The 13,308-nt window shown below is 68.4% G+C and carries 10 protein-coding genes; 3 read left to right on the top strand and 7 right to left on the bottom strand.

The window, feature by feature from the left end; genetic code table 11:
• The first annotated feature begins 132 nt into the window (after positions 1–132).
• Entirely contained in the window at positions 133–1,578 is a 1,446-nt protein-coding gene (locus tag ACEPA4_RS00300) for an FAD-dependent oxidoreductase (RefSeq protein ID WP_235649674.1), read from the top strand.
• On the opposite strand, the gene ACEPA4_RS00295 is transcribed toward ACEPA4_RS00300, so the two are convergent.
• Positions 1,564–3,972 carry an ATP-binding protein gene (locus ACEPA4_RS00295; protein WP_065185526.1) on the bottom strand — a complete coding sequence of 803 codons (2,409 nt, stop codon included), beginning with the start codon at positions 3,970–3,972 and terminating at the stop codon, positions 1,564–1,566. The genes ACEPA4_RS00300 and ACEPA4_RS00295 overlap by 15 nt on opposite strands.
• Before the next feature lie 167 nt (positions 3,973–4,139).
• Here ACEPA4_RS00295 and ACEPA4_RS00290 point away from each other — a divergent pair, with 167 nt between their 5' ends.
• A complete protein-coding gene (locus ACEPA4_RS00290; protein ID WP_065178669.1) occupies positions 4,140–5,006 on the top strand; it encodes a methylglyoxal synthase in 867 nt (288 codons plus the stop codon).
• A 297-nt stretch (positions 5,007–5,303) separates the two neighbouring features.
• Here ACEPA4_RS00290 and ACEPA4_RS00285 read toward each other — a convergent pair whose 3' ends face one another.
• Genes ACEPA4_RS00285 through ttcA form a run of 3 tightly spaced genes read right to left on the bottom strand, consistent with a single transcriptional unit; the run spans position 5,304 to position 8,005 of the window.
• The gene (locus ACEPA4_RS00285) at positions 5,304–6,083 is read right to left on the bottom strand and encodes a M48 family metallopeptidase (RefSeq protein WP_065185525.1); all 780 of its coding nucleotides are present in this window, start codon (positions 6,081–6,083) and stop codon (positions 5,304–5,306) included.
• A 59-nt stretch (positions 6,084–6,142) separates the two neighbouring features.
• Complete coding sequence (locus tag ACEPA4_RS00280; protein ID WP_005421064.1) at positions 6,143–7,048, bottom strand: recombination-associated protein RdgC; 906 nt, start codon at positions 7,046–7,048, stop codon at positions 6,143–6,145.
• A gap of 36 nt (positions 7,049–7,084) precedes the next feature.
• Positions 7,085–8,005, bottom strand: coding sequence for a tRNA 2-thiocytidine(32) synthetase TtcA (gene ttcA, locus ACEPA4_RS00275; protein WP_170944947.1), 921 nt, complete (start codon positions 8,003–8,005; stop codon positions 7,085–7,087).
• Between the two features lie 91 nt (positions 8,006–8,096).
• On the opposite strand from ttcA, the gene ACEPA4_RS00270 reads away from it, so the two are divergent.
• Positions 8,097–8,300: a YdcH family protein gene (locus tag ACEPA4_RS00270; RefSeq protein ID WP_005421068.1), complete on the top strand. Its 204-nt coding sequence runs from the start codon at positions 8,097–8,099 to the stop codon at positions 8,298–8,300.
• 122 nt (positions 8,301–8,422) lie between these two features.
• Here the strand turns inward: ACEPA4_RS00270 and plsB are convergent, their stop codons facing one another.
• The 3 genes from plsB to ACEPA4_RS00255 form a co-directional block, all read right to left on the bottom strand.
• The gene (gene plsB / locus ACEPA4_RS00265) at positions 8,423–11,059 is read right to left on the bottom strand and encodes a glycerol-3-phosphate 1-O-acyltransferase PlsB (RefSeq protein ID WP_262090505.1); all 2,637 of its coding nucleotides are present in this window, start codon (positions 11,057–11,059) and stop codon (positions 8,423–8,425) included.
• Complete coding sequence (locus ACEPA4_RS00260) at positions 11,059–12,012, bottom strand: hypothetical protein (protein ID WP_032954728.1); 954 nt, start codon at positions 12,010–12,012, stop codon at positions 11,059–11,061. The genes plsB and ACEPA4_RS00260 overlap by 1 nt, the downstream gene beginning before the upstream one ends.
• A 316-nt stretch (positions 12,013–12,328) precedes the next feature.
• Entirely contained in the window at positions 12,329–13,150 is an 822-nt protein-coding gene (locus ACEPA4_RS00255) for a trypsin-like serine protease (protein WP_065185523.1), read from the bottom strand.
• Between the last annotated feature and the right edge of the window lie 158 nt (positions 13,151–13,308).

The raw sequence follows: 13,308 nt of genomic DNA, 5'->3' as shown, positions 1-13,308 counted from the left end.
CAACCCAGGATCACGTAGTGCCGGCCGCTGGCCGGCATCCCAGGATCACGTAGTGCCGGCCGCTGGCCGGCATCCCAGGATCACGTAGTGCCGGCCGCTGGCCGGCATCCGGAAAACACCACAGAGTCCGCCATGAGCCGCAAGCACGCCTTCCAGTTCCTCGACCTGCCCCGCACCATGCCGCAGCGCATCCCGGTGGAACTGCGCACGTCCGGCGACTGGGGCGAGCTGTACGGCAAGTTCGGCAAGGAAGACGCCCAGTACCAGGCGGGCCGCTGCCTGGACTGCGGCAACCCGTACTGCAGCTGGAAGTGCCCGGTGCACAACGCCATTCCGCAGTGGCTGCAGCTGGTACAGGAGAACCGCATCCACGAGGCCGCCACGCTGTGCCACAGCACCAATCCGCTGCCGGAAGTGTGCGGCCGGGTCTGCCCGCAGGATCGGCTGTGCGAAGGCAGCTGCACGCTGGAGGAATTCGGCGCGGTCACCATCGGCGCGGTGGAGAAGTACATCGTCGATACCGCACTGGCCAGTGGCTGGCGCCCGGACCTGGGCGCGGTGCAGCCGACCGGCCACAGTGTGGCGGTGATTGGTGCCGGCCCGGCCGGGCTGGCCTGTGCCGACCGCCTGGCACGCGCCGGCATTGCCGCCGTGGTCTACGACCGCTACGAGCAGATCGGTGGCCTGCTGCAGTTCGGCATTCCCAGCTTCAAGCTGGACAAGGACGTGATCCATCGCCGCCGTGAAGTACTGGAAGGCATGGGCGTGCAGTTCCGCCTCGGCGTGGAGATCGGCCGTGATGTCAGCGTGCAGCAGTTGCTGGACAGCCACGATGCGGTGTTCATCGGCACCGGCGCCTACCGCTATACCGATGGTGGCCTGGTCGGCCAGGACCTGAAGGGCGTGCTGCCGGCGCTGCCGTTCCTGGTGCAGAACAGCCGCATCGTCGGCGGCGATGATCCGAAGGGCCGGCCGATCGCCGGCTGGGAAGACACCATCGCCCTGCCCGACCTCAACGGCAAGCGCGTGGTGGTTCTGGGCGGTGGCGATACCGGCATGGACTGCGTGCGCAGTGCGGTGCGGCTGGGCGCGGCCAAGGTCACCTGCGCCTATCGCCGCGACGAAGCCAACATGCCCGGCAGCGCGCGCGAAGTCGCCAATGCACGCGAGGAAGGGGTGCGCTTCCTGTTCAACCGGCAGCCGCTGTCGATCGAAGCCGGCGCCGACGACGAGGTGATCGGCGTGACCGTGGTCGAGACCCGGCTGGGCGAGCCCGATGCCAATGGCCGCCAGAACGCGGTGCCGATCGAAGGCAGTGAGTCGCTGCTGGAAGCAGACGTGGTGATCATCGCCTTCGGCTTCTCGCCGAGCGTGCCGGCGTGGCTGGCGGAACTGGGGGTGGAAGGCCAGCCCAATGGCCGCATCCTCGCCGGTGGCAAGGACCGCCTGCCGTTCCAGACCGCGCATCCACGCCTGTTCGCCGGTGGCGACGCGGTGCGTGGTGCCGATCTCGTGGTAACCGCGGTGGCCGAAGGCCGCGACGCCGCTGCCAGCATCGTCCGCCTACTGGCACACTGAGTCCGGCAACAGCAGCACTTCCAACAGCGCGCGCAGTTCGTGCACCTCCAGCGGCTTGGCCAGGAAATGGTCGATGCCCGCATCACGGCAGGCCTCACGGGTGCGCTCCAGCACGCTGGCAGTCAGCGCAATGATCGGGACCCGCGCACGGGTGGCGCAGGCGTCGCTCCGGATCGCCCGGGCCAGCGCGAAGCCATCCATGTGCGGCATGTGGCAGTCGGTGATGACCAGGTCGAACGGTTGCGCCTGCCAGGCCTCCCATGCCTGCAGGCCGTCGCTGCAGGCGTGCACCTGCAGTCCCAGCTCGCACAGACGTTGTGCCAGCAACTGCAGGTTGGTCGGATGATCCTCGGCCACCAGCACCCGCGCCGGCGGCAACGGTCGTTGCGCGGGCCGTGCCGTCGCCGGGCACGCAGCGGGGGCCGCACAGGCCGCCAGGTCCAGCTCCAGCCACACGGTGGTGCCCTTGCCGGGCACGCTGCGCAGGTGCAGACGCCCGCCCATCGACGTCGCCAGCTCGCGGCAGATCGACAGCCCCAGGCCACTGCCGCCGAAACGGCGCGTGGTCGACGCCTCGGCCTGCTCGTAGGCGGCAAACACCGCCTGTTGCCGCTCCACGCTGATGCCCACGCCCGTATCGGTCACCTGCAGGCGCAGTCGCTGGCCGCCGTCGCGCTGCTGCAGCACGCGGACCTGCAACACCACGCTTCCCTGCAGGGTGAACTTGAGCGCATTGCCGGCCAGGTTGAACAGGACCTGCCGCAGGCGCAGCCCGTCAGCCAGCGACCAGGGCTGCAACGTCGGGTCGATCTCGCTGCACAGGTGCAGCCCGCGGCTGGCCGCGACGGGCATCAACAGCTGCTGCACCGCGCCCACCAGCGCCGCCAGATCGGTCGGACGCAGCTGCAGGGGCGCCGGTTGCAGGCGCTGGCTGTGCAGCACATCGTCGAGGATCTGCCGCAGCATCTGCGCAGCGTCACCGACGGTGGTCAGCACCTGCCGCTGGCCCGCATCCAGGTCCGTGCCAGCCAGCCGCTCCAGCATGCCCAGCAGGGTGCTCATCGGCGTGCGGATCTCGTGGCTCATGGTCGCCAGGAAATGGCCCTTGGCCAGTGCCGCCTGCTCGGCCGCGCGGCGCGCCTCGGCCAACGCCGTTGCACGCGCCTGGGCTTCGCTGACGTCCATCCAGTAGCCGCTCCACTCCACGCTGCTGTCATCGCACGGCAACGGTCGTCCCTGTGATCGGACCCAGCGCCAGCCCTGTGCCGACCGGGTGCGGAAGGTGACGTCGATCGGACCGCGCACGAGCGCGGCCGCTTCGATGCTCGCCATCACCCGGCTGCGGTCACCGGCATGCACGGCCGCCAGCAGCTGCAGATGGTCGATCCGCTCAGTCTCCACGGCTACGCCGAACAGCGCCTGCACGTCGCCGGCGATCTGCGCCAGGCTGTAGTGGCCGGTTGCCGAACGGCGCGCCTGGTAGACCACCGCCGGCAGGTTCGCGGTGACTTCATGCAAGCGCTGCTCCAGCACCCGGCGACGCACGCTCTCGCGATGCACGCGCCAGTAGCCGAAGGCATGCAGCAGTATGAGCGCGAGCAGGATCAGCGACACCGGCACCAGCCAGCGCAGTGCCGAACCGGCGGGACGCGCACGTGGCAGTTCCGGCAGCCAGGCACTGCGAACCGATGCCCGACGCGCATCGCCCTCCCGCTGCAGCTCCCGGTCGAAGGCAGCGACCACCGCGGCACAGGCCGGTACAGCGGCCAGCACCAGTGCATCGCCGAAGCCAGCGGGTGCTGCGATCACCAGAGGGTCACCCGGCACGGCGCGAAGCGCGGCTTCGACTTCGGCGAGATTGGCCACCACGGCATCGACCAGCCCGGCGCGCAGCAGTGACAGCGCGTGGTCCAGCGGCGCCGGTGCCAGCAGCTGCGCACCCGGGGCCTGTTCGGCCAGCAATGCGTCCAGCGGCAGCCGGTCCGGGCTGGCCACGCTGCGGCCACGCAGTCCCTCCAACCCCAGCACTGGCGCTGCACCCTCGCGCCGCACGATCACCTGTGGCACTTCCAGGTAGGGGCTGCTGGCCACCCAGCCGGTCGGCAGCTGTGCGCGCGGCCAGCCCAGCAGCACCTGGGTGCCAGCCGGCAGCGGGTCATCGGTGAGCACCGCTGCGGGCAACGGCCGCGCATGCTGCACCGCCTGCGGGCCCAGCAGCGGCAGGTAATCCGCAGCCAACCCCGCAAGGTCGCCCTGCGCGTTGTATGACAGCGGCGGCCGATCGGAACGCCATGCCACCTGCAGTGGACTCGCACAGCCGGACGCAGCAGCGATGCCGGGCAGCAACAGCGATGCCATGACAGCGGCGACGGCGCGGCGGCCGGCGACATTCACGGTAGACATCCTCATTTCGCGGGCAGGAACCACGGCCGCGCAGCGGTACCGCTGCCAGCCACGCTAGCGAGGCGCGCTTCCGCGACAATGAGAAAAATTGGAAAAACATCCCTATCGGCGAATGCCGACATACACTGCCGCTTCTACCCGTCCCTACGGAGCGCTCGATGCGTATCGGCCTGGCCGCCAACCGTCTCCATCACCACGATGCGCGCGCCGCGCTGTTCCGCTGGCTGCGTGCCAGCGAGGCCGGGCTGCGTGAACTGGGCGTATCGCTGCACGCGGTCGGGCGCACCCACGATGCGATCGAACGGCAGGGCTTCCTGGCCGGCTACGGCGGCCTGCACCGCTACCCCTACGGGCGCGAGGGTGGCCTGATGAAACTGGTGGCCGAAGTGGTTGGCATGGGGCCGGATCGCACCCTGGACGGTGCGATCTACCTGATCGACCCGGTCGATCCTTCCTCGGTGTTTCCGGAGGCAACCGCGCTCAAGCGGCAGTGCGTGATCCACGGCAAGCCGTTCATTTCAACCGTGGCCACTGCGCGTGACTGGATCGAGGTGGAGCGCATCCACGCCGGGCTGGCTGCTGATGCCGGTGCCGACGATCTGCATGCCTTCCAGCACCAGACGCTGGCGCTGATCGCGCACGACGCGATGAAGCCGGCGATGCTGGCCTTCGCTGACGAGCACTTCGATGTGCTGGCACGGTTCGGCGAGCGCGTGGCGACCGGCACCACCGGCCAGCGCTTGAACGAGCTGGCCTGGAGCCGCGGCTGGCCCAGCGATACGCCGTGGGTGACGCGCTACCAGAGTGGCCCGATGGGCGGCGATGCGCAGATTGCCGACCGTGTGCTGGAGGGGCGCTGCCAGCGCGCGATCTTCTTCGAGGACCCGCATGTGGCACGCCAGCACGAGGCCGATATCCAGCTGCTGGAGCGCGCGGTGACGACGGTGACCGACCAGGCGGTGTGCCTCACCGCGCCGCGGGTGGCGGCACGCTGGGCGGCCGCGGCGGCATTGCGGGCGGGGTGAGGGTTTCGGCCAACGGCTGCGCCCCTCGTGGTCGGTCGTTCAAACCAGAAGCCGTGCTCGGCCAGGCGGGGTGGATTGCGCAGGGGTCGCTGCAAGTACGTCCCTGTAAGCTCGGTCGCCGCATCCATGCGGCTCACGCCCCTGCGCAACCCACCACGCCCGGCCACGGACAGATTCCGGTGTGCCCACCACGGAAGAAAGAAAGAAGAGCAGGAGCGGGTCGCGCGCTGCGCGCGCTTGTGTAGAGCCGAGCCCATGCTCGGCTGCATTCAACGGCAGCCGAGTGTGGGCTCGGCTCTACAGCAGCTGGCGTAGCATGGCTTTCAGGCGCCGACCTTCCAGCTGGAAGTAGTCGCGCTGTTCGCGCCAGGCAGGGAAACGTTGTTCGACTTCATGCCAGAACGCGGCCGAATGATTCGGCTGGATCAGGTGGCAGAGTTCGTGCACCAGCACGTACTCGAACGCTTCCGGACGACCCAGCACCAGGGCCAGGTCCAGGGCCATGCTGCCATCGGGGGCCAGCGAGCCCCACTGCGAGGACATCACCTTCAGGCGCAGGCGGCTGGGAGCGCGCGGCAGGGTGGGCAGGTACTTCGGCAGCCAGCGGCCGACGTCGGCGCGGGTCTGCGCTTCATAGAACTCGCGCAGCAGGCGGCGCAGGGTGGCGTCACCACCACGGGTCGGCCACTGCACGCAGGCACCGTGCCCGTCGATCTCCAGCCGCGCGTAGCGGCCTTCCTGCCAGCGCAGCGGCAACAGTTCACCGCGCAATGGCAGCACGCCGTCTTCGCCGGGCTGCAGCGATGCCGGCAGGCCCTGCCCCTGGTACTGCCGCAGCTGCAGCGCCAGCCAGTCGCGGTGCTGTTCCAGGAAGCGCTCGCCCATTACCAGGCTTGCGCGCGGTGGCAACGTCAACCGCGCGCCACGCTCGTCCACGCTCAGCTTGATGCGGCGCGCGCGCGGATCGCGCACGCGCAGCACCTCGATCTCGGCATCCTCCAGGCGCAGGCGAACGGTGTCGCGCTGTACGGTGGCGGGCGGGGGCGGCGTGATCAGGCGGCGCAGCAGACGGCTCATGCGCCCAGCATAGCGCTGCTTCGGGCCGCCGGATGACCGGCGACCGTCGAGCTGCCTGTTCAGTCAGCCTTGCTGAGCTTGAACGCTTCTTCCAGCAACAGGAACAGGCGGCGGATCTCGGCGCTCTGCAGGGCGAAGCGGGCATCGAACTCGGCACGGCGGCCGTCTTCGTCGGCATGCTCCAGCTGGTCCAGGGCGCCGTCGAGGAACTTCAGCTTGCGCACGATCAGGTCGTCGCCGATCACGAAGGACAGGTTGTCCTCGAAGATCAGCGCCAGCTTGGTCACCTGCTTGCCGGCGTCCAGGTGCTTGTCAATCTCGTCGCAGCGCAGTTCCTGGTGCTGGCACTTGACCACCGCGCCGCCTTCGACCGGATCCTTCATCTCGCACTCTTCGCCCAGGCTCAGCCCGGTCGGCAGCGGCTCTCCGGCGATCCAGCCGGTCAGGATCGAGCGCGGCGCGACTTCGGCGTTCAGCGGCATCGCCGGGAAGCTGCCGAGCAACCCGCGGATGTCGGACATGAAGTATTCGCCGGTCTTGCGGCTGGAGGTATCCACCGCCACGTAGCCGTGCTGCAGGTCGATGAAGGCGTCGTTGCGCGAGGACTTCACGAAGGCGCGCGGCAGCAGTTCATGCAGCAGGTCGTCCTTCATGCGCTTGCGCTCGCGGCCACCCGGGCGCCGCCCTTCCTTCTCCTCGATCTCTTCCAGCTTGCGCTCGAGCAGGTCGTTGACCACCGCCGCCGGCAGGATCTTGTCCTCGCCGCCCACGGTCAGCCACAGGTGTTCGGCGATGCGGTGGGACAGCAGTTCCTTCTCCTCGCGGCCGAACGGCGAAATGAAGCCGCGCGAATTCATTTCCAGCGCGCCAACAGGCTTGAGCACGGCGTGCGGCAGCAGGGTATCGACTTCGGAAAAATCGGTGGTGGTCGGGAAACGGAAGAACGTCAGGTTGCGAAAGAACATGGAATTCCGGATGGCGAAGAGGAAGGGCGACCGACCTTAAACGGTGGGCGTCTCGGGATCTGCGTCGGCATCGGCCGGGGAGCCGGCCAGCCAGGCATGGGCGTCGGGCAGCGGCGTGTCGTCGCGACGGCCCAGCGCCATGAAGTCGAACAGGGTGGTGTCGGCCAGCTGCGAGGGCCGGACTTCACCCATGGCGCGCGCGATCTGCTCGATGCGGCCCGGATGGTCCTTTTCCCACTGCTTGAGCATCAGGCCGACCTGGCGGCGCTGCAGGTTCTCCTGGCTGCCGCACAGGTTGCAGGGAATGATCGGGAACTGGCGTGCCTGCGCGTAGTCGACGATGTCGCTCTCGCGCACGTAGGCCAGCGGCCGGATCACCACGTGCCTGCCGTCGTCGCTGCGCAGCTTCGGCGGCATGCCCGCCAGCTTGGCGTGGTGGAACAGGTTCATGAAGAACGTGGCCACCATGTCGTCGCGGTGATGGCCCAGCGCGATCTTGGTGAACCCGTGGGTCTCGGCGTAGTTGTACAGCGCGCCACGACGCAGGCGCGAGCACAGCGAACACATCGTCTTGCCCTCCGGGATGACCCGGCTGACCACCGAATAGGTGTCCTGCTCGATGATGTGGTACGGCACGCCCAGCCCTGCCAGGTACTCCGGCAGGATGTGCTCGGGGAAGCCCGGCTGCTTCTGGTCCAGGTTCACCGCCACCAGCTCGAACGGCACCGGCGCCTTCTTCTGCAGCTGCAGCAGTACGTCCAGCAGGGTGTAGCTGTCCTTGCCGCCGGACAGGCAGACCATGACCTTGTCGCCGGCCTCGATCATGCCGAAGTCGGCAATCGCCTCGCCGACCTGGCGGCGCAGGCGCTTGGCCAGCTTGTGCTGCTCGCGCTCGGCCACGCGTGGATCGCGGGCGGCGCGCGGCTGGGGATCGGGAAGGGAAATCACGGCACTCATGGGTTCCATTCTAACGGCTCGGAGCCGCCCCGGCCGGGGATCGGGTTTCCCCTCTCCCGGCAGTCATCAACGCTGTGTATGCTCGGAGGCTGTGGATACCTACAGCCCCGCCGAGATCGTCGAGCACCTCGCCGCCCTGCGCGCCGAGCACCGCCTGCTGGATGAACAGATCACCCGCATGGCGGCCAACGGCGAGGACGAACTGGAAGCCAAGCGCCTGAAGCGGCGCAAGCTGCAGCTGAAGGACTGCATCGCCAGGCTGGAAAGCCTGCAGATTCCCGACGAGCCGGCCTGAGCCGGGTCCGGGTGGGTGCCAACCTTGGTTGGCCTCCCTCTCCGGTAGGTGCCAACCTTGGTTGGCACGGGTGGAAGTGTGCGGACCAAGGTCCGCACCCACCGCATTGTCCGGCGCGACCTTCAATCCTGCGGCGCAGGCTCGTCCGGGCGCGCTGCTTCCGGGCTGACCCGCTCGATGGTGTGGCGCAGCTCGCGCCCCAGGATGAACTTGGCGTCCTTGGCCCAGGCATCCAGGCGTTCGTCGAACAGCAGCTTGCTGTTCTCGTCCGGCCACACCAGGCGCAGTTCGCGCAGCTTCTGGATGAAGCCGCGGAACAGGGCCTTGTCGAAGAACTCGGGAGCGGCCGGCGCATAGAGCAGGCTCAGGCGCTGCGCGGCCTGCTGGCACAGGCTTTCCAGCTCGGCCGCACCGAGCACGCCCGGGCCGTTCTTCACCAGCACCGAGATGGCGATGTAGTAGCGCTCGAACGCCTGCTGCAGCGAATGGCCGATCGCCCGCAGGCGGAACACCTCGTCGGTCTGCCCGGTGTTGCGCGCCAGGATGCCGCCGTCGTCATCGTTGACGTTCTGCAGCAGGCCTTCGCGCACGAACACGTCGATGGTGCGGTCAATGCGCTGCGCAAACTCGTCCTCGCTCCACGGCAGGAACAGCTCGGCCTGCAGGAACGGGTACACCGTGCGGCCCAGCTGGACCAGGCCGGTACGGCTCATGCGGCGGTTGTTCTGGAAGCAGCAGGCCACCCACGACGATGCGGTGAACAGGTGCACCACGTTGTTGCGGAAGTAGCTCAGCAGCACCGCGGTGTCGCCGCTGACGCTGAGCACATCGCCGAGCGGGTGCTTGATGCGGGTGAGGACGTTGATCTCCTCGGCATGGGCGATGATCCGCTCCGGCGAGTGCGGGGTCACCGTCACCCGGTCCGAGTACGGCATCTCGACCAGCAGCGTCTTGCACAGCTCGATCTGCGCGATCAGGTCGGCCTCGCCCATCGCGTGCTTCGGCGTGGACAGCAGGGCCAGCGCCAGCAGGTTGATCGGGTTGACGTCGGCAGCGCCGTTGATGCGTACCTGGATGCGTTCGGCCAGCGTATCCACCGTGGTCGACAGCCAGGCCGGCTTCTCGTCCTCGGGCACCGCCTCGCCCTTCCACTCCGGGGCCTTCTCGGCCAGCACATCGTTCAGCGCGATCGGCTCGCCGAAATTCACCACCACCTGGCCGTAGTTCTGCTTGAGCACCTTGGGGATGCCCCACAGCAGCGACCAGATCGACTCCTTTTCCTTCGGCCGGCCGGACAGTTCGTCCAGGTAGCTGCCGCCCTCCATCAGCTTCTCGTAGCCGATGTAGATGGGCTGGAACAGGACCGGCTTGCGCGGCTGGCGCAGGAATGCACGCAGCGTCATCGAGATCATGCCGCCCTTGGGCTGCAGCAGGCGCCCGGTACGCGAGCGGCCGCCTTCGACGAAGTACTCCAGCGAATAGCCACCGGCCACCAGCTGCGCGACGTACTCACTGAGCACCGCAGAGTACAGCGCATTGCCACGGATCGAACGGCGGATGAAGAAAGCACCGCCCTTGCGCAGCAGGGTGCCGACCACCGGCAGGTTCAGGTTGATGCCGGCCACGATGTGCGGCGGCACGATGCCACGGTCGTACAGCAGGTAGGACAGCAGCAGGTAGTCCATGTGGCTGCGGTGGCTGGGCACGTAGACCACTTCGTGGCCCGGCGCGGCGGCCTTGAACTTGTCCAGGTGGTGCACCAGCACGCCCGCATAGATGCGGTTCCACACGTGGCTGAGCATGAAGCTGGCCGAGCGCACCACCGGGCTGGAATAGTCCGCAGCGATTTCCCAGGCGTAGGCGTGCGCCTTCTTCCAGGCATCGGCCGGCTTCGAGTTGTCGCGCTTGGCCTGTGCGGCGATCGCTTCGCGGACCGGCTCGGCGGCCAGCACCTGGTCCACCAGCAGGCGCCGGGTCGACAGGTCCGGGCCGATCACCGATTCACGGATGCGGCGGAAATGGGTGCGCAGCACGCGCTGCAGCTTGCGCACCGTGCGCTCCGGCTCCAGGCCTTCGTCGACGGTGCTGCGCAGCGAGATCGGCGGGGCGAAGCGCACGATGGTATTGCGCCCGTTCAGCAGCAGCCCCAGCAGGCGGCGGAAGCGGCCCACCAGCGCCCAGTTTTCCGAGAACAACACCGCGAACCAGCCGCTCTGCTTGTCCGGCGCGCGGCCGACGAAGATCGACACCGGCACCAGGTGCACATCCAGGTCATCGCGCACGCGGTGCGCCTGCAGGACCTTGGCCAGCGAATCGGAGTGGGTCTTGGCGCCGCGCTGCTCGGGAATCAGCGAGTTGCTGGAGCTGCGCCGCGACAGCGCCAGATAGGCGCGCTTGCGGCCGGTCGGATCACCGGCCAGCGGCACCAGCGGCGACGGCAGGCCGGCCTGGCGGCAGGCCTTGTCCAGGATCAGCGCGTTGGACAGGCCGTAGTCTTCCAGCACGTACATGACCGGGCGGCCATCGTTGTACTGGCCCGGGTCTTCCGGCTCGATCTTCAGCGACAGCCACGGCTCGATCAGGCGGCCCAGCAACCGCGCCCACAGCGGGCGGCGGGCAGCCGGACGCGCGTGCGCGGGCGGCGGTACCGGGTTCGGGCCGGTACCGGTCGAGGGGGACGCCGGCACCGTATCGGCGGGCGTCGACTGGGATTCTTCGCCGGGGAACGGCAGCGGGTTCTGTTTCGACATCGGCGCCATTATGGCTTAGCCGGCGGTGTTGCCGCTTCCCCACCCTCGGCGGGGGCTTCAGCCGGTGCTGGCGACGCAGCCGCGCGGGCCGCATCGGCCTTGCGCAGCAGCGCATCGGTATCGGCCAGGGTGCGGGTCAGGTACCAGTGGCCCTCGCGCCGGCTCAGTGGCAGCTGCAGGGTCATCTCGCGACCGGCCAGGTCGTAGTGCAGGCGCACCAGCGCATTGTCGCCCTCTACCGAGAGCAGCTCGCCGCGCACGCTGCGCAGCGCGTCGTCCACGCCCAGCCCGTAACTGCCGAGCACCGCCTTGAGGGTGTGGATGAACGGCGCCAGCTGCTGCAGGCTGCCTTCCATGCCGGCCGCCTGCAGGCCGGCTTCGTCATCGAAGCCGACCTTGCTGGCGGCGCCGACCAGCGCGGCGATGGTGCTGCGGGCACGTGCGCGGTCGCTGATCGGGGCAGCCTGCGCCCACCCCGCCAGGGTCTCGACCAGGGCGATGTAGTGGGCCTGCTGGCTGGGCGTGTAGCCCTTCTGGTGGCGCAGGTACTGCACGCCGAAGTTGCCCATCGACTGTGCGGCCTGGCGCACGGCGCCGGCCTGGCCAGCCAGCTGGCGATCGAAGCTGCGCTGCAGTTCGGCGCTGGCACCGGGCTTGCGCAGTGCGGCCAGCATCGGCAGCAGCTGGTCGCCCAGTGGCAGCTCGGTCAGCGGCCACTGGCTGTGGCCCTCCACCCACGCCTGCTGCAGGCGCTGGTACTGGCCCGGCGGCACCGACAGCTTTGCGTAGCCGACCAGATCATCTTCGGCCAGGCGCAACGCCATCGCCTGTACTGCAGCCACCGGCTCGGCCGCCGGCCTGGCCGGATCGTTGGCAGACTCGCGACACCCCGCCACGGCCAGCAGCAGCATGGCCGCCAGCCCCCATCCACGCGCAGACTTTCCTCGCACCGCCACGCTCATGCACTCGGACTCCCCGGACCGGCCCGCATCTTGCGGCCTGCGACGTGACAGCGGCAAGCCGGGACGTCACGGTTTCCAGCCGAGGGGGGTCAGATCTCCTCTGCTGCGGCAGAAGGGATCTGACCCCAGCGCCGCCACCGGGATAAAAAAAGAGCCCGGATCACGGGGATCACAGGCTCTTCAAGCCGGCGCGGGGCCGGAGGACAGTGTTGTGGCACATGTCCGGCCCGAGGACCGGATGGCGGCGATCCTACGCTGCCGTTCAAGTTAAGGCAACACTTCACGTAATGCCATGTATGTATTTGATTTTATTGTATCAATCGCGTTGCCAAACCGCTTCGATGAAATCTACGGCGTGTTTTTCGGCGATTCGGGCATAAATCCCCGGATAGCCGGCCAGCGCACAGCCCTCGCCCCAGCTGACGACACCGAACTGGGTCCAGCCTTCACGCAGGCGCAGCAGCAGGGGGCCTCCGGAATCCCCCTGGCAGCTGTCGATGCCCTCGCGGCCGGCGCAGATGACCTTTCCACGTGACAGTTCACCGCCGTAGGCCTGCTGGCATTCGGTGAAGGAAACGAACGGCACCTGCGCGGTCTGCAGCTGAGTCGGATAGACCCGGCCATCGCCGATGTCGGTGTCTCCCCAGCCGATCACCGTGAATTCACGGCCCGGCTTGAGATAGCTGGCGTCGGGCCGCAGCCGCAGTGCCACCGGCTGTGCGCCGTCCAGCGGTGCGCTGAGCTGGATCAGGGCGACGTCGTGCTCCAGCGAATTGCCGCTGTTGAATGCCGGATGGACGTGGATCGCCTTGACGTTGGACGGTCGTGGCGCGGCGTCGGTGGACAGGGTCGTGACCTTGCCGACAACGGCGATGCCACCAGGCGCTTCGCGCTGCATGCAGTGCGCGGCCGTCAGCACCCACGAGGGCGAGATGAGGGTGCCCCCGCAGAAGTGGCGGTCGTGGTCCGAATCGCCGTCGAAGATGCCCTGGATGCTGACCATGAACGGGTACTCGTCGGCCGGCGCCGCTTCGCCGCCGATGATGCGCGGCGCATCGCGCAGCTGCGGCGCAGCGATGGCGGGTACGGCAGACGCGGCCAACAGCAGGCCGATGAACAAAGAGGTGCTGCGATACATTTCCCTGTACTCCTCTGTCGATGGTTGGAACCGGTGCGGCCGCGGTCCGTACCGGTGCATCGATTGGGGAGCAGTGGAGAGGCCCGCAGCGCGAACGTGCGCACAGTTCTCGTGGCTGGCGCTGCGTGCGACAGATGCAGCCCCACAAATGCGAACGC

The organism is Stenotrophomonas sp. P2112, assembly GCF_041897515.1.
Classification (GTDB): domain Bacteria; phylum Pseudomonadota; class Gammaproteobacteria; order Xanthomonadales; family Xanthomonadaceae; genus Stenotrophomonas; species Stenotrophomonas sepilia.
The sequence above is the reverse complement of the archived record's forward strand: the minus strand, read 5'-3'. Positions and strand labels throughout refer to the sequence as shown.